Here is a 14524-nt window from a genome sequence, read left to right as displayed (position 1 = left end):
GCCACCATGGCTAAGGCAAAGTTTGAACGTAATAAACCACACGTTAACATCGGTACCATTGGTCACGTTGACCACGGCAAAACCACGTTGACCGCGGCGATCACCAAGTACTTCGGCGACTTCCGCGCCTATGACCAGATTGACGGCGCGCCCGAAGAAAAAGCACGCGGTATCACCATTTCGACTGCTCACGTTGAATATGAAACCGAAGCACGTCACTACGCACACGTCGACTGCCCCGGCCACGCTGACTATGTGAAAAACATGATCACCGGTGCGGCTCAGATGGACGGCGCGATCCTGGTTGTGAACGCGGCTGATGGCCCCATGCCACAAACCCGCGAGCACATCCTGCTGGGCCGCCAGGTTGGTATTCCAACCATGGTTGTCTACATGAACAAAGTTGACCAGGTTGACGACGAAGAGCTGCTGGAATTGGTGGAAATGGAAATCCGCGAATTGCTGTCTTCCTACGACTACCCAGGCGACGACATGCCTGTGATCCCTGGCTCCGCTCTGGCAGCTATGGAAGGTCGCGATGAGGAAATCGGCGAGAAATCCATCCGCGCGCTGATGGCCGCTGTTGACGAATACATCCCGACACCAGCACGCGCTGTTGACCAGCCGTTCCTGATGCCAGTGGAAGACGTGTTCTCGATCTCCGGTCGTGGTACAGTTGTGACGGGCCGTGTTGAGCGTGGCGTGATCAACGTTGGCGACGAAATCGAAATCGTTGGCATCCGCGACACCAAGAAAACCACCTGTACCGGCGTTGAAATGTTCCGCAAACTGCTGGACCGCGGTGAAGCTGGCGACAACATCGGTGCCCTGCTGCGCGGCGTTGACCGTGAAGGCGTTGAGCGTGGTCAGGTTCTGTGTAAGCCAGGTTCGGTTAAGCCGCACACCAAGTTCACAGCCGAAGCCTATATCCTCACCAAAGAAGAGGGTGGCCGTCACACGCCGTTCTTCGCGAACTACCGTCCACAGTTCTACTTCCGGACCACAGACGTCACCGGTACCGTTCAGCTGCCAGAAGGCACTGAAATGGTTATGCCTGGCGACAACCTGCAGTTCGACGTTGAACTGATCGCCCCCATCGCGATGGAAGACGGTCTGCGCTTCGCGATCCGCGAAGGCGGTCGTACCGTTGGCGCGGGTGTGGTTTCCAAAATCACCGAGTAAGCCGACCCGCGGGTCACCCCGCTAACCGGCATGAACGCGAAGGCCGCTCCCAATCGGGGCGGCCTTTTTCTTTGTCTGGGGGCGGGCGTTGCTGGCTGTGACACGACTGTTTTGACCGCGGATGGCGGTCGTACTGGGCGGATTTGAGCGAAACCTCGGATTCCCCCCTTGCCACATGGCGCGACTCGACCTATAGAGCCCAAGTCTCAGCGGGGTGCGTTTTTACGCGCCCCGTTTGATTTACGACAAAACGCAATGAAGGGCCGTGATGAGGCGTCTCTTCCTCTTCGTTTCTACTCCCAATGAGGGATGATGACATATGGCACAAAGCCAAAATATCCGCATCCGTTTGAAGGCGTTCGATTACCGCGTGCTGGATGCGTCCACACAGGAAATCGTTAACACCGCCAAGCGTACCGGTGCATCTGTTCGCGGCCCAATCCCGCTGCCGAACAAGATCGAGAAATTCACAGTTCTGCGTGGCCCACACGTTGACAAGAAATCCCGTGACCAGTTCGAAATCCGCACGCACAAGCGTCTGCTGGATATCGTTGATCCGACCCCCCAGACCGTGGACGCGCTGATGAAGCTCGACCTGGCCGCTGGTGTGGACGTCGAGATCAAGCTGCAGTCATAAGCGTAGGAGGGTAATAATATGTTGCGCTCAGGCGTTATTGCAAAAAAGATGGGCATGACCCGTTTGTTCATGGAAGACGGCAAGCAGATTCCTGTGACCGTTCTTCAGCTCGACAAACTTCAGGTTGTTGCTCAGCGTACCATCGAACGGGACGGCTACACAGCTGTTCAGCTCGGCGCAGGTACAGCCAAGGTTAAGCGGACATCGCAAGCCATGCGCGGTCACTTTGCAGCTGCAAAGGTTGAACCAAAGCGTAAGGTCGCGGAATTCCGTATCGACCCAGAAGCCATGTTGAACGTTGGCGAAGAAATCATCGCCGATCACTACTTTGCTGGTCAGTATGTTGACGTTGCAGGCACCTCCATCGGTAAAGGTTTTGCCGGTGCGATGAAACGCCACAACTTTGGCGGTCTGCGTGCGACACACGGTGTTTCGATCTCTCACCGTTCGCATGGTTCGACAGGTCAGTGTCAGGATCCAGGCAAGGTTTTCAAAGGCAAGAAAATGGCCGGTCACATGGGTGCTGCCCGTGTTACCACGCAGAACCTCGAAGTTGTCAAAACCGACAGCGCACGCGGTCTGATCATGGTCAAAGGCGCCGTGCCAGGCTCCAAAGGTGGTTGGGTGACTGTTAAGGACGCGGTGAAAAAGCCGTTCCCCGAAGACGCGATCCTGCCGGCCGCTTTGAAATCCGCCGCTGACGAAGCCGCGAAAGCCGCTGAAGAAGCCGCAGCAGCCGCCGCTGCAGAGGCCGAAGCAGAAGCAGCACGCTTGGCAGAAGAGCAAGCAGCGACCGAAGCTGCCGCACTTGCCGAAGCCGAAGCATCCATTGAGTCGGACAAGAAGGAAGGTGACGAATGAAACTTGATGTCATCAAACTCGACGGCGGCGCAGCCGGTTCGGTAGACCTGGACGAGGCCCTGTTCGGTCTTGAGCCACGCGCCGACATTCTGCACCGTGTTGTCCGCTGGCAGCGTAACAACGCGCAGCAGGGTACGCACAAGGTCAAGACACGGTCCGAGGTCAGCTATTCGACCAAGAAGATCTATCGCCAGAAAGGCACCGGCGGCGCACGTCACGGCGCACGTTCTGCACCGATCTTCCGTTCGGGTGGTATCTACAAGGGTCCAACCCCTCGTAGCCACGGTCACGACCTGACCAAGAAGTTCCGCAAACTGGGTCTGCGCCACGCTTTGTCTTCCAAGGCAAAAACCGGCAACCTGGTCATCATCGACGATGTCACATCCGATGGGAAAACAGCTGCTTTGGCCAAACAGGTTAAGAACCTGGGCTGGAAGCGCGCGTTGATCATCGACGGTGCCTCGGTAAATGAGAACTTCTTGCAAGCCGCGCGCAACATCGAAGGTCTGGATATCCTGCCGACGATGGGTGCAAACGTCTATGACATCCTCAAGCGTGACACTCTCGTGATCACCAAAGCGGGGATCGAAGCACTGGAGGCCCGTTTGAAATGAGCGCCAAGCACGAACATTACGATGTGATCCGTAAGCCGATCATCACTGAAAAAGCGACAATGGCTTCCGAGCACAATGCAGTCGTTTTCGAAGTTGCGATCGACAGCAACAAGCCAATGATCAAAGAAGCTGTTGAAGCTCTCTTTGGTGTTAAGGTGAAGGCCGTGAACACGACCATCACCAAAGGCAAGGCAAAGCGTTTCCGTGGCCAGATGGGTCGCCGGAAAGACGTGAAAAAGGCTTACGTTACGCTCGAAGAAGGTAACTCGATCGACGTATCCACCGGTCTGTAAGTCAGCCTGGACGTAAAAGTTAAAGGGCCCCTCGCTGCAAGGCGGGGGGCCTTTTCCGTTTTCGAGGCGGTGGTGCCTGCATGATACCCGCTGCGCATGTCGAGCGGGAACTTGCCGACCTACGGTGCGTTGACCCTGCACATCACGTCAAAGGAATGGCCCCGCTGAATGGGGGCCGGCTTTGCCCGAAGGGATAGCATCACTATGTCGATCAACTCCGCCCAGTCCGCCCGATCCCAGATCCTGTCCGACGTCGATCCAGACGACTTCGCCTGGGCCGTACCGATCATGCGGACGGGCTATGCTGGGCGTGGCTTGGTTTACCTTGTCGTGGCCGGGCTGTCGCTCTGGTCCGTTGTATCTGGTGGTCAGGCCGAAGGCACCAAATCGACGCTGCAGTCACTAGACGGCGCTACGGGGTTTGCAGTGATCTTCGCGATCGCCACGGGCATGTTCGCCTATGCGATCTGGCGCGCAGTTGATAGCTTTTGGGACCTTGAGGCATATGGCAGCGGGGCCAAGGGCATCGTTGCGCGGTTTGGCATGCTGGTCACCGGCCTGATCCACGGCGCCATCGGTGCGCTGGCTGTGACGGTGCTGGGGGTGGCGTCCTCCGGTTCAAGCAGCAAGGAGCTGCTGAACCAGTTTCTGCAAACGACAGCGGGCGTGTGGGTCGTGGGCGGGATCGGTCTGGCGACGATGGGCACGGGGTTCTACTATTTCTACAAGGCAGCGTCGCAGTCGTATCGCGAGCATCTGGAAGCGAACCACTTTACCATGCATTGGAACCCGCTATTGCGTATCGGCGTGGCTGCGCAGGGCGTCGTGGTGCTGATCATCGGTGGTCTAATTGCCTATGCCGCGATAAGTGCGAATGCGTCGAGCGCAGGTGGCATTGACGCGGCGTTTGAGTGGTTGCACCAGCAGGCCTACGGGCGCGTGCTGGTCGGGCTGCTCTGTGCCGGATTGCTGATGTTTTCGCTGTTCTGCTTTGTGAATGCGGTCTACCGTATTGTACCGAAGGCTGCCGACCCGTCGGTTGAAAGCGTCGCGCGCAAGGTCAAGGCGATGGCGTCCTGAAGGGTGCCGCGTAGGTCTACGTTGGGTTTTCCCGACTATTCCCGAACGCTCCCTTGACCCTCGGCTGATCCTCCCCTAAACGACCCCATCGGCAGTGCCCCGGATTCGTCCGGGGCTGTGTCGTTTTGCGCATTGGTGAGTTCTAGCCACGCGCAACGTCGGGCAAAGGGGTTCTTTGTCTGGCATTTCAAATTGGGGACCTTCGGGGCCCTACAACCATCTCGGTGCCATCACGACGGGGCCGGGGACAAGCAAAACGGAAGACAGAGAACATGGCACTCAAGTCGTACAAACCGACGACGCCAGGCCAGCGTGGGCTGGTACTGATCGACCGTTCGGAGCTTTGGAAAGGCCGCCCGGTCAAATCCCTTACACAGGGTTTGACCAAATCTGGCGGTCGGAACAACACCGGACGGATCACAATGCGTCGCACAGGCGGTGGGGCAAAGCGCCTTTACCGTATCGTCGATTTCAAGCGCAACAAGCTGGACATGTCCGCGGTTGTCGCACGTATCGAATATGACCCTAACCGGACCGCATTCATCGCACTGATCCAGTACGAAGACGGCGAACAGGCTTACATCCTGGCCCCACAGCGTATCGCTGTTGGCGACAAGGTGATTTCCTCGGCCAAGGCCGACATCAAGCCTGGGAACGCTATGCCATTTTCGGGCATGCCAATCGGTACAATCGTTCACAACATCGAAATGAAGCCAGGCAAAGGCGGCCAGATCGCACGCGCCGCCGGTACCTACGCACAGTTCGTAGGCCGTGATGGTGGATACGCTCAGATCCGTTTGTCCTCGGGCGAACTGCGTCTGGTGCGTCAGGAATGCATGGCCACCGTTGGTGCCGTGTCCAACCCTGACAACTCCAACCAGAACTACGGTAAAGCGGGCCGCATGCGTCACAAGGGTATCCGCCCTTCGGTACGTGGTGTTGTTATGAACCCGATCGACCACCCTCACGGTGGTGGTGAAGGCCGTACATCGGGTGGTCGTCACCCTGTTACGCCTTGGGGCAAGCCCACAAAGGGTGCAAAAACCCGCAACAAGAACAAAGCGTCCAGCAAGCTTATCCTACGCTCGCGCCACGCCAAGAAGAAGGGGCGTTAATAGATGTCTCGTTCAGTATGGAAAGGTCCTTTTGTTGACTCTTATGTCCTCAAGAAGGCCGAAGCCTCCCGCGAAAGCGGTCGCAGCGAAGTGATCAAAATCTGGTCGCGCCGTTCCACGATCCTGCCACAGTTTGTTGGCCTGACGTTCGGCGTGTACAACGGTCACAAGCACATCCCAGTAAACGTCAGCGAAGAAATGATCGGTCAGAAGTTTGGTGAGTATTCGCCAACTCGCACCTATTATGGTCACGCAGCTGACAAAAAAGCGAAGCGGAAATAAGCCATGAGCAAGGATAAAAATCCCCGCCGCGTGGCTGACAACGAAGCCCGTGCAAAACTGCGCATGCTTCGCACAAGCCCGCAGAAACTGAACCTCGTCGCCGCGATGATCCGTGGCAAGAAGGTAGACAAGGCCCTGACGGACCTGACCTTCTCGAAAAAGCGGATCGCACAGGACGTGAAGAAATGCCTTCAGTCCGCCATCGCGAACGGCGAAAACAACCACAACCTTGACGTGGATGAACTGGTCGTTGCCGAAGCATATGTCGGCAAGAACCTGATCATGAAGCGTGGTCGTCCACGTGCGCGTGGCCGTTTCGGCAAGATCATCAAGCCGTTTTCGGAAATCACGATTGTCGTGCGTCAAGTTGAGGAGCAAGCCTGATGGGTAACAAAGTAAATCCGATCGGTATGCGTCTTCAGGTCAACCGCACCTGGGACAGCCGCTGGTACGCCGATACGAAGGACTATGGTGATCTTCTGCTCGAAGACCTCGCCATCCGTGACTTCATCAAGAAAGAATGTGCACAGGCCGGTATCGCCCGTGTGATCATCGAACGCCCACACAAGAAGTGCCGCGTCACGATCCACACAGCGCGCCCCGGTGTGATCATCGGCAAGAAAGGTGCAGACATCGAAGGTCTGCGTCAGAAAATCGCCAAGATCACCAAATCTGACCTGCACCTCAACATCGTTGAAGTGCGCAAGCCAGAGCTGGACGCAGCCCTTGTTGGTGAATCCATCGCACAGCAGCTGGAACGCCGGGTCTCTTTCCGTCGCGCCATGAAGCGTGCGGTACAGAACGCCATGCGTATGGGTGCCCTGGGTATCCGTGTGAACGTTGCTGGCCGTCTGGGTGGTGCAGAAATCGCGCGTACCGAATGGTACCGTGAAGGCCGCGTGCCGCTCCACACTCTGCGTGCCGACATCGATTACGCGCATGTTGAAGCGTCGACCGCTTACGGCATCATCGGGATCAAAACCTGGATCTTCAAAGGCGAGATCATGGAACATGACCCGGCTGCGCGTGACCGCAAGGCACAAGAAATGCAAGACGGCCCAGCACCACGCGGTGCCGGCGGTCGTCGCTAAGGGGGAATGAAAGATGCTACAACCAAAGCGTACTAAATTCCGCAAGCAGCACAAAGGCCGTATCAAAGGTGTGGCAAAGGGCGGGTCTGACCTGAACTTTGGTACCTACGGTCTGAAGGCTCTCGAGCCCGAGCGTGTAACTGCACGTCAGATCGAAGCTGCTCGTCGTGCCATGACGCGTCACATGAAGCGTCAAGGCCGTGTCTGGATCCGTATTTTCCCGGATGTACCTGTCACCGCAAAGCCCATCGAAGTTCGTATGGGTAAAGGTAAGGGTTCCGTGGATCGTTGGGTCTGCAAGGTCAAGCCAGGCCGTGTTATGTTCGAAATCGACGGTGTCGCCGAGGACGTTGCACAAGAAGCTCTGCGTCTTGCCGCGATGAAGCTGCCTATCAAAACCCGCGTCGTTGTACGCGAAGATTGGTAAGACCTTCGCTTCGACACATGTCGGAGGAATGAATAGAAAAGCCCCCGCTGAGTTCTCAGCGGGGGCTTTTGTTTTTGTCGGGGTGGGTGCGGGGTTTAGGTAAACAGCTTGGCGGGGCGGCGCGCCAGCTTCTGCCAGACCATCGCAATGACAATCGTCATACCGACGTGCCCCACGAAGGATGACTGCGTATAGGCACCAAAACCCATCATGAAGCTACGCCCCATCAGCGGTGCCAAAATACCTTGGGCGACAAACCACAAGATGACGCCGGCCAGGGCACCCGCGCCGAAATAGCCGAGCTGTGTCATCCGCTTGGTCAGATAGACCACCGCTGCAAATCCTAACGCGCCAATCAGGAAGTGGACGGCGAAGGCCGCGCCGTAAGTCAGGTCGAGGCCTAAAAGCTTTTTGCTTAGCCCGATGACCAGGTTCGCGGGCTCTAGCTTGACGCCGAACAGGGCGGGAGAGGCGAGCCATGCGTAGGCCTCGAATGTGAGTTCGCCGACCAGACCGGCAAGGGCAAGGGCGGGCAGGGGGCTTTGGTTTGGGGTATCCACGTGGGGCTTCCTTATGTGCGCATCGTTTACGGTAACGGTGTCGAGATGGCACCGGGACACATGCAATCCTAGTCACAAGCTGCTGAACCCGCGGTGACGTGATCCAGCCCGCGATTTTTGAAACATTAATGCATGATGAATAAGCGGGGGCAGGGTCTAGCCAGCGCAAGGCGTGGCGCATAGGCTCGGATTAACCCGCCTATAGGAGCTGACATGAAACATGTGCCCAAGCCTACCACCGACGAAGACCTGATCAAAGCGTTTCTTGATAAGGGGGGTACGATCAAAAAGGGTAAGACCAAGCCGATGCCGGATGATCTGGGGCTTAGCAATAATCAGTGGGGCAATAAGCTGACCAAAGAGGAAAAGGCCGCGATCAAAGAGCAAGAGGCGGCGCGCAAGGCAGCGCCGCTCAAACGTGGTTAACCCCAGGCGTAGTTGAACGAGACCGAGATTCGATCGTCTTCGGACATGTTCATCGGGACTTCGTGCCGCAGCCAGCTTTCCCAAAGCAGCACGTCACCGACGACGGGCTCCGCATAGACGAACTGGCGAAGCTCCCGTGGTGCGTCTTTCTTGCGACCGGGGGCAGCCATCATCATCGGCAGCCGCGGATCCTCGAGCTTAAGCGCGCTCGTGCCTTCGGGCATCGCCACATAGGTCGTGCCGGAGATCACCGAATGGGGATGGATATGTGCCGTATGGATACCGCCTTCGGGTAGGATGTTAATCCAGAGGTCTTCAAGCTTGAGCTTGCGCCCGTCCAGATCAAACGCCAGTTCCTTTGCAAAAGCTTTGACATGTTTATCCAGCGCTTTCTTCACCGTCTTGAAGATCGGGAACCGCCACGGCAGATCGGTGAGCGAGGCATAGCTGGTGTAGCCCGGGAAATCATGTTCCTCGCACCATTCCTGCCCGGCCTCGTCATCCTCGGCGATGGACAGGCACGCGGCCTCCAGCTCGGCCGGATCAACGGGTTGACCGTGCTCGGACAGGGCGGCGCGGTAAAGACGGGTGACGAAAAGGGATTCTATCTGTGACATAGGGCCGTTCTATATCAGCCTGTTCTGGGTGGCGATACGGTTTTATAGAAAGCTTGCTTGCCAAACAGGGGTAGGGCCTGTAGAGGAACCTTTCACATGAACTCCACCAGAATCATGGTCACCCATAAGGGGCCTACTGGTGATGTCGAAAGGAAGAGGCGATGAACGCCAAAGAACTGCACGACAAGACGCCGGATCAACTCCGCGATGAGCTTGTTAACCTGAAAAAAGAATCCTTCAACCTGCGTTTTCAGCAAGCTACGGGCCAGCTGGAAAATTCCGCACGTCTGAAGACCGTTAAGCGTGACGTCGCACGTGTCAAAACCGTTCTGAACCAGAAAGCCGCAACTGCGGCATCTGCTGAATAATAGGAGCCTGAGAGTATGCCCAAACGTATCCTGACAGGCACCGTGACAAGCGATGCCAATGCACAGACAGTAACCGTTTCCGTAGAGCGTCGCTTTACGCACCCGGTTCTGAAGAAAACCATCCGTAAGTCCAAAAAATACCGGGCGCACGATGAGAACAACACATTCAAAGTGGGCGACGCTGTTCGCATCATCGAATGTGCACCAAAGTCGAAAACCAAACGTTGGGAAGTGCTGCAAGCCGCTGAGGCTTAAGGTACTGCTCGCTCGGGCCTGAGGTCCTTGTTTCCCTTGACTCTGAGGGCGGCAAGGCCCAAAGGCTCGGGCGAGATGCCCATTTCGGGTGGACCAATATAATCGAAACCCTGGGGTTAGGGCACGCATCGCCCCCCAGAAGGTCGGGAGAAACCAAATGATCCAGATGCAGACCAACCTGGATGTTGCTGACAACAGCGGCGCGCGCCGTGTTCAGTGCATCAAGGTATTGGGTGGTTCCAAGCGTAAATACGCATCCGTCGGCGACATCATTGTCGTGTCGGTCAAGGAAGCCATCCCTCGCGGTCGTGTGAAAAAAGGTGACGTGCGTAAAGCCGTTGTCGTTCGCACTGCCAAGGAAGTTCGTCGTGAAGATGGCACAGCCATCCGTTTCGATCGTAACGCCGCCGTCATCCTGAACAACTCGAATGAACCTGTAGGTACACGTATCTTCGGGCCAGTTGTTCGTGAGCTGCGCGCCAAAAACTTCATGAAGATTATCTCGCTTGCGCCGGAGGTGCTGTAATGGCTGCTAAACTTCGCAAAGGTGACAAAGTCATCGTGCTTGCTGGCAAGGACAAGGGCAAGACGGGTTCCATCTCGTCCGTTGACCCAAAGGCCAACAAAGCAATCGTAGATGGTATCAACATGGCAATCCGCGCCACGCGTCAGTCCCAGACGTCGCAAGGCGGCCGTATTCCCAAAGCGATGCCCATCGATCTGAGCAACCTGGCGCTGGTTGATGCCAACGGCAAAGCAACCCGCGTTGGCTTTAAAGTCGAAGGCGACAAGAAAGTGCGCTTTGCAAAAACCACGGGGGACGTGATCGATGCTTGATAACGCAACATACACACCCCGCCTGAAGGGCGAATACGCGGACAAAATCCGCGCTGCTCTGAAGGAAGAGTTCGGTTACAAGAACGAAATGCAGATCCCGCGTCTGGATAAAATCGTTCTGAACATCGGCTGTGGTGCTGAAGCTGTCCGTGACAGCAAGAAAGCAAAATCCGCACAGGAAGACCTGACAACAATCGCCGGCCAAAAAGCGCTGACAACTGTTGCCAAGAAATCCATCGCTGGTTTCCGCGTACGTGAAGACATGCCTTTGGGTGCGAAAGTGACCCTGCGTGGCGAACGTATGTACGAATTCCTGGATCGTCTGATCACGATCGCTATGCCTCGTATCCGCGACTTCCGCGGCATCAACGGCAACAGCTTTGACGGCCGTGGCAACTACGCCATGGGCTTGAAAGAGCACATCGTGTTCCCCGAAATCGACTTTGATAAAGTTGATGAGACTTGGGGAATGGACATCGTGATCGCCACCACGGCGAAAACCGACGCTGAAGCGAAGGCACTGTTGAAAGCGTTCAACATGCCCTTCACATCGTAAGCGCGGGGAGGATTTAGATATGGCTAAGAAATCCATGATCGAGCGCGAAAAGAAGCGCGAAGCACTGGTCAAGAAGTACGCTGCCAAGCGCGCTGCCTTGAAAGAGATCGTAAGCGACGAATCCAAGCCGATGGAAGAGCGTTTCCGCGCCTCCCTGAAGCTGGCGAAACTGCCTCGCAACTCCAGCGCTGTGCGTCTGCACAACCGCTGCCAGCTGACAGGCCGTCCACACGCTTACTACCGTAAACTGAAAATTTCGCGGATCGCGCTGCGGGACCTTGGCTCTTCGGGCCAAATCCCCGGCATGGTCAAGTCGAGCTGGTAAGGAGCGCATCAGATGAACGATCCTATCGCAGATATGCTGACACGCATCCGTAACTCTTCGCTGCGCGGCAAATCCACTGTCATGACACCTGCTTCCAAGCTGCGTGCATGGGTACTGGACGTGCTTGCAGACGAAGGCTACATCCGTGGCTATGAAGCAACAACGGGCGCCAATGGCCACCCCGCGATTGAAATCAGCCTCAAGTACTACGAGGGCGAACCTGTTATTCGTGAGCTGAAGCGGGTTTCCAAGCCCGGTCGCCGCGTCTACATGGGCGTCAATGACATTCCCGTTGTCCGTCAGGGCCTTGGTGTGTCGATTGTCTCCACCCCCAAGGGTGTGATGTCGGATCAGAATGCACGCAGCCAGAACGTTGGCGGCGAAGTGCTCTGCACCGTATTCTAAGGAGAACAAAATGTCTCGTATTGGTAAAAAACCGGTCGACCTGCCAAGCGGTGTTACAGCATCCGTGAGCGGCCAGACCATCGAAGTCAAAGGCCCCAAGGGAACACGTTCCTTCAAGGCAACTGACGACGTTACATTGGCTGTCGAGGACAACGTGGTCACCATCACACCACGCGGCAAATCCAAGCGCGCACGCCAGCAGTGGGGCATGAGCCGCACAATGGTAAGCAACCTGGTTGCCGGCGTCACCGAAGGCTTCAAAAAAGAGCTTGAGATCCAGGGTGTTGGTTATCGTGCTGCCATGAACGGCAACACGCTGAAACTGAACCTGGGCCTGTCCCACGATGTTGACTATGTGGCACCCGAAGGTGTGACAGTCACAGCCCCGAAACAGACCGAGATTGTGGTAGAAGGCATTGACGAACAGCTTGTTGGTCAGGTCGCTGCGAACATCCGCGCGTGGCGCAAGCCCGAGCCCTACAAGGGCAAAGGCATCCGCTATAAGGGTGAGTTCGTCTTCCGCAAAGAAGGCAAGAAGAAGTAAGGATCGCACAGATGGCAAACAGCAAAAGACAACTGTTTCTGAAACGCCGCCTGCGCGTTCGGAACAAACTTCGCCGGGTCAACGCAGGGCGTCTTCGCCTTTCCGTTCACCGCTCGAACAAAAACATCAGCGCCCAGCTGATCGACGACGTAAACGGGGTCACATTGGCTTCCGCGTCCTCGATGGAAAAAGACTTGGGCGTTGTTGGCAAGAACAACATCGAAGCAGCGACCAAGGTTGGTTCGGCAATCGCCGAGCGTGCCCAGAAGGCCGGTGTAAGCGAAGCATATTTTGACCGTGGCGGTTTCCTGTTCCACGGCAAGATCAAAGCTTTGGCCGATGCAGCCCGTGAAGGCGGTCTGAAAATCTAAGCGAACGTAGGCGGCGCGGGTCTCGCGCCGCCTCGATGATCCGGGGGCTTTGCCCACTTGGATTGACTCTATGACGCGCGCAAGCGCAGCACCAAAAGGATGATGCCGCATGGCAAGAGATGACAACCGGGGTGGCAACCGCCGCAACCAACGCGACGAGACACCCGAATTCGCCGACCGCCTAGTGGCGATCAACCGCGTTTCCAAAACCGTTAAGGGTGGTAAGCGCTTTGGCTTTGCTGCACTTGTCGTTGTTGGCGACCAAAAGGGCCGCGTAGGCTTCGGCAAAGGTAAAGCGAAAGAGGTTCCAGAAGCCATTCGCAAAGCCACCGAGCAAGCAAAGCGCCAAATGATCCGCGTTCAGCTGCGCGAAGGCCGCACACTGCACCACGACATGGAAGGCCGTCACGGCGCCGGTCGCGTTGTAATGCGCACAGCACCAGAAGGTACCGGGATCATCGCCGGTGGTCCAATGCGTGCCGTATTCGAAATGCTTGGTGTTAAGGACGTTGTATCGAAGTCCATCGGGACCCAGAACCCTTACAACATGATCCGCGCCACCATGGACGGCCTGAAAAAAGAATCTTCGCCACGTGCTGTTGCTCAGCGTCGCGGCAAGAAAGTTGCAGACATTCTGCCCAAGCGTGAGGACAATGTTGAATCGTCCGCACAAGTCGCTGAGGAGGCATAAGCATGGCTAAGACGATCGTAATCAAGCAGGTTGGCTCGCCAATCCGCCGCCCCGCCGACCAGCGCGCTACGTTGATTGGTCTGGGTCTGAACAAAATGCACCGTGTGCGTGAACTGGAAGACACACCTTCCGTGCGCGGCATGATCCGCAAGATCTCTCACATGGTTGAGATCATCGAAGAAAAAGGCTGATCGCTTTCCTAGAAAGCTAGAGGCTTTATAATGGTCTCGTTGCTCGGTATCGACGCCCCGTGGGAAACTGCGGGGCGTTTTCATTTGTCTCGGGTGCCTGGGAGTCGGGGCAGGGCTTGAAACCTTCGGGCCTCCCGTTTATACGCCCCCAGTGGCAATCGATCCGCCACAAGAATCATGCAACGCCGCGTTTGGCCGCTCCCGTCGCTGGGGGCCACATCCGGCAAAAGGAGAAGCGACATGAAACTTCATGAACTGTCTGACAACGAAGGCGCCACCAAGAAACGCAAGCGCGTCGGCCGTGGTCCTGGTTCCGGCACCGGTAAAATGGGTGGCCGTGGTATCAAAGGTCAGAAATCCCGTTCGGGTGTATCGATCAACGGTTACGAAGGCGGTCAAATGCCCTTGTACCAACGTCTTCCAAAGCGCGGCTTCACCAAGCCAAACCGGAAGTCCTATGCCGTTGTAAACCTGGGCCTGATCCAGAAATTCATCGACGCCAAAAAGATCGACGCCTCCGCTGCGATCACCGAGGATGCCCTGATTTCCTCCGGTCTGGTCCGTCGCAAGTTGGATGGTATCCGCGTTCTGGCCAAAGGCGATTTCAACGCCAAGGTTGAACTGCAGGTTTCCGGTGCATCCAAATCCGCGGTTGAAGCCGTTGAAAAAGCGGGCGGCAAACTGACCGTCACAGCACCTGCCGCGGCAAACGCAGACGCGTAACCCGACCTTTTGCCTTGTGAGCGGGACGCGTCCCGCTTACATAGTCAATCGAGTTTTCCCAAATGCCGCCCGC

The 14524-nt window shown here is 56.6% G+C and carries 26 protein-coding genes; 24 read left to right on the top strand and 2 right to left on the bottom strand.

Going from position 1 to position 14524, the window contains the following annotated elements; translation table 11 throughout:
• The first annotated feature begins 6 nt into the window (after nucleotides 1-6).
• The 11 genes from tuf to rplP all read left to right on the top strand — a co-directional run bounded on the left by tuf (nucleotide 7) and on the right by rplP (nucleotide 7582).
• Nucleotides 7-1182, top strand: a complete 1176-nt coding sequence (gene tuf, locus GLP43_RS14630) for an elongation factor Tu (protein ID WP_237279855.1) — start codon at nucleotides 7-9, stop codon at nucleotides 1180-1182.
• Between the two features lie 319 nt (nucleotides 1183-1501).
• Entirely contained in the window at nucleotides 1502-1819 is a 318-nt protein-coding gene (rpsJ, locus tag GLP43_RS14625) for a 30S ribosomal protein S10 (RefSeq protein ID WP_005849850.1), read from the top strand.
• Between the two features lie 18 nt (nucleotides 1820-1837).
• Nucleotides 1838-2680, top strand: a complete 843-nt coding sequence (rplC, locus tag GLP43_RS14620) for a 50S ribosomal protein L3 (RefSeq protein WP_237279854.1) — start codon at nucleotides 1838-1840, stop codon at nucleotides 2678-2680.
• Nucleotides 2677-3294, top strand: coding sequence for a 50S ribosomal protein L4 (gene rplD / locus GLP43_RS14615; RefSeq protein ID WP_005849841.1), 618 nt, complete (start codon nucleotides 2677-2679; stop codon nucleotides 3292-3294). Before rplC ends, rplD begins: the two co-directional genes overlap by 4 nt.
• Nucleotides 3291-3587 carry a 50S ribosomal protein L23 gene (locus tag GLP43_RS14610; RefSeq protein ID WP_005849839.1) on the top strand — a complete coding sequence of 99 codons (297 nt, stop codon included), beginning with the start codon at nucleotides 3291-3293 and terminating at the stop codon, nucleotides 3585-3587. The genes rplD and GLP43_RS14610 overlap by 4 nt, the downstream gene beginning before the upstream one ends.
• 204 nt (nucleotides 3588-3791) lie before the next feature.
• On the top strand, nucleotides 3792-4667 hold the full coding sequence (locus tag GLP43_RS14605) for a DUF1206 domain-containing protein (RefSeq protein ID WP_237279853.1): 876 nt from the start codon (nucleotides 3792-3794) through the stop codon (nucleotides 4665-4667).
• A 272-nt stretch (nucleotides 4668-4939) separates the two neighbouring features.
• Nucleotides 4940-5782: a 50S ribosomal protein L2 gene (rplB, locus tag GLP43_RS14600; RefSeq protein WP_005849835.1), complete on the top strand. Its 843-nt coding sequence runs from the start codon at nucleotides 4940-4942 to the stop codon at nucleotides 5780-5782.
• Nucleotides 5783-5785: 3 nt separating this feature from the next.
• Entirely contained in the window at nucleotides 5786-6064 is a 279-nt protein-coding gene (gene rpsS, locus GLP43_RS14595; RefSeq protein ID WP_005849833.1) for a 30S ribosomal protein S19, read from the top strand.
• A 3-nt stretch (nucleotides 6065-6067) separates the two neighbouring features.
• A complete protein-coding gene (rplV, locus tag GLP43_RS14590; RefSeq protein WP_005849831.1) occupies nucleotides 6068-6448 on the top strand; it encodes a 50S ribosomal protein L22 in 381 nt (126 codons plus the stop codon).
• On the top strand, nucleotides 6448-7155 hold the full coding sequence (gene rpsC / locus GLP43_RS14585) for a 30S ribosomal protein S3 (RefSeq protein ID WP_005849830.1): 708 nt from the start codon (nucleotides 6448-6450) through the stop codon (nucleotides 7153-7155). Before rplV ends, rpsC begins: the two co-directional genes overlap by 1 nt.
• 13 nt (nucleotides 7156-7168) lie before the next feature.
• A complete protein-coding gene (rplP, locus tag GLP43_RS14580) occupies nucleotides 7169-7582 on the top strand; it encodes a 50S ribosomal protein L16 (RefSeq protein ID WP_005849828.1) in 414 nt (137 codons plus the stop codon).
• Nucleotides 7583-7677: 95 nt separating this feature from the next.
• On the opposite strand, the gene GLP43_RS14575 is transcribed toward rplP, so the two are convergent.
• Nucleotides 7678-8142: a DUF1440 domain-containing protein gene (locus GLP43_RS14575; RefSeq protein ID WP_237279852.1), complete on the bottom strand. Its 465-nt coding sequence runs from the start codon at nucleotides 8140-8142 to the stop codon at nucleotides 7678-7680.
• 213 nt (nucleotides 8143-8355) lie between these two features.
• Between GLP43_RS14575 and GLP43_RS14570 the strand changes: the two genes are divergently transcribed.
• Nucleotides 8356-8568 (top strand): hypothetical protein, encoded by a 213-nt coding sequence (locus GLP43_RS14570; RefSeq protein ID WP_237279851.1) that lies wholly within the window; start codon nucleotides 8356-8358, stop codon nucleotides 8566-8568.
• Here the strand turns inward: GLP43_RS14570 and GLP43_RS14565 are convergent.
• Nucleotides 8565-9185 carry a TIGR02466 family protein gene (locus tag GLP43_RS14565; protein ID WP_009825297.1) on the bottom strand — a complete coding sequence of 207 codons (621 nt, stop codon included), beginning with the start codon at nucleotides 9183-9185 and terminating at the stop codon, nucleotides 8565-8567. The genes GLP43_RS14570 and GLP43_RS14565 overlap by 4 nt on opposite strands.
• A gap of 161 nt (nucleotides 9186-9346) precedes the next feature.
• Between GLP43_RS14565 and rpmC the strand changes: the two genes are divergently transcribed.
• From rpmC to rplO, 12 genes are all read left to right on the top strand, one after another.
• Entirely contained in the window at nucleotides 9347-9553 is a 207-nt protein-coding gene (gene rpmC, locus GLP43_RS14560) for a 50S ribosomal protein L29 (RefSeq protein ID WP_237279850.1), read from the top strand.
• A 15-nt stretch (nucleotides 9554-9568) separates the two neighbouring features.
• A complete protein-coding gene (rpsQ, locus tag GLP43_RS14555; protein WP_005849816.1) occupies nucleotides 9569-9808 on the top strand; it encodes a 30S ribosomal protein S17 in 240 nt (79 codons plus the stop codon).
• A 157-nt stretch (nucleotides 9809-9965) separates the two neighbouring features.
• Nucleotides 9966-10334 carry a 50S ribosomal protein L14 gene (gene rplN / locus GLP43_RS14550; protein WP_005849814.1) on the top strand — a complete coding sequence of 123 codons (369 nt, stop codon included), beginning with the start codon at nucleotides 9966-9968 and terminating at the stop codon, nucleotides 10332-10334.
• Nucleotides 10334-10645 (top strand): 50S ribosomal protein L24, encoded by a 312-nt coding sequence (gene rplX / locus GLP43_RS14545; protein WP_237279849.1) that lies wholly within the window; start codon nucleotides 10334-10336, stop codon nucleotides 10643-10645. Before rplN ends, rplX begins: the two co-directional genes overlap by 1 nt.
• Nucleotides 10638-11201: a 50S ribosomal protein L5 gene (gene rplE, locus GLP43_RS14540; RefSeq protein ID WP_005849810.1), complete on the top strand. Its 564-nt coding sequence runs from the start codon at nucleotides 10638-10640 to the stop codon at nucleotides 11199-11201. Before rplX ends, rplE begins: the two co-directional genes overlap by 8 nt.
• A gap of 19 nt (nucleotides 11202-11220) precedes the next feature.
• Nucleotides 11221-11526, top strand: a complete 306-nt coding sequence (gene rpsN / locus GLP43_RS14535; protein ID WP_005849808.1) for a 30S ribosomal protein S14 — start codon at nucleotides 11221-11223, stop codon at nucleotides 11524-11526.
• 12 nt (nucleotides 11527-11538) lie between these two features.
• Nucleotides 11539-11931 (top strand): 30S ribosomal protein S8, encoded by a 393-nt coding sequence (gene rpsH / locus GLP43_RS14530; protein WP_237279848.1) that lies wholly within the window; start codon nucleotides 11539-11541, stop codon nucleotides 11929-11931.
• Between the two features lie 10 nt (nucleotides 11932-11941).
• Nucleotides 11942-12475, top strand: a complete 534-nt coding sequence (gene rplF / locus GLP43_RS14525) for a 50S ribosomal protein L6 (protein WP_005849804.1) — start codon at nucleotides 11942-11944, stop codon at nucleotides 12473-12475.
• Between the two features lie 11 nt (nucleotides 12476-12486).
• On the top strand, nucleotides 12487-12846 hold the full coding sequence (gene rplR / locus GLP43_RS14520; protein WP_237279847.1) for a 50S ribosomal protein L18: 360 nt from the start codon (nucleotides 12487-12489) through the stop codon (nucleotides 12844-12846).
• Between the two features lie 109 nt (nucleotides 12847-12955).
• Nucleotides 12956-13537 carry a 30S ribosomal protein S5 gene (rpsE, locus tag GLP43_RS14515; RefSeq protein WP_005849799.1) on the top strand — a complete coding sequence of 194 codons (582 nt, stop codon included), beginning with the start codon at nucleotides 12956-12958 and terminating at the stop codon, nucleotides 13535-13537.
• 2 nt (nucleotides 13538-13539) lie between these two features.
• Nucleotides 13540-13728: a 50S ribosomal protein L30 gene (rpmD, locus tag GLP43_RS14510; RefSeq protein WP_005849797.1), complete on the top strand. Its 189-nt coding sequence runs from the start codon at nucleotides 13540-13542 to the stop codon at nucleotides 13726-13728.
• A 240-nt stretch (nucleotides 13729-13968) separates the two neighbouring features.
• On the top strand, nucleotides 13969-14451 hold the full coding sequence (gene rplO / locus GLP43_RS14505; protein ID WP_005849796.1) for a 50S ribosomal protein L15: 483 nt from the start codon (nucleotides 13969-13971) through the stop codon (nucleotides 14449-14451).
• Nucleotides 14452-14524 lie beyond the last annotated feature (73 nt).

It is taken from the genome of Sulfitobacter sp. M39, assembly GCF_021735935.1.
Lineage (GTDB): Bacteria > Pseudomonadota > Alphaproteobacteria > Rhodobacterales > Rhodobacteraceae > Sulfitobacter.
The sequence above is the reverse complement of the archived record's forward strand: the minus strand, read 5'-3'. Positions and strand labels throughout refer to the sequence as shown.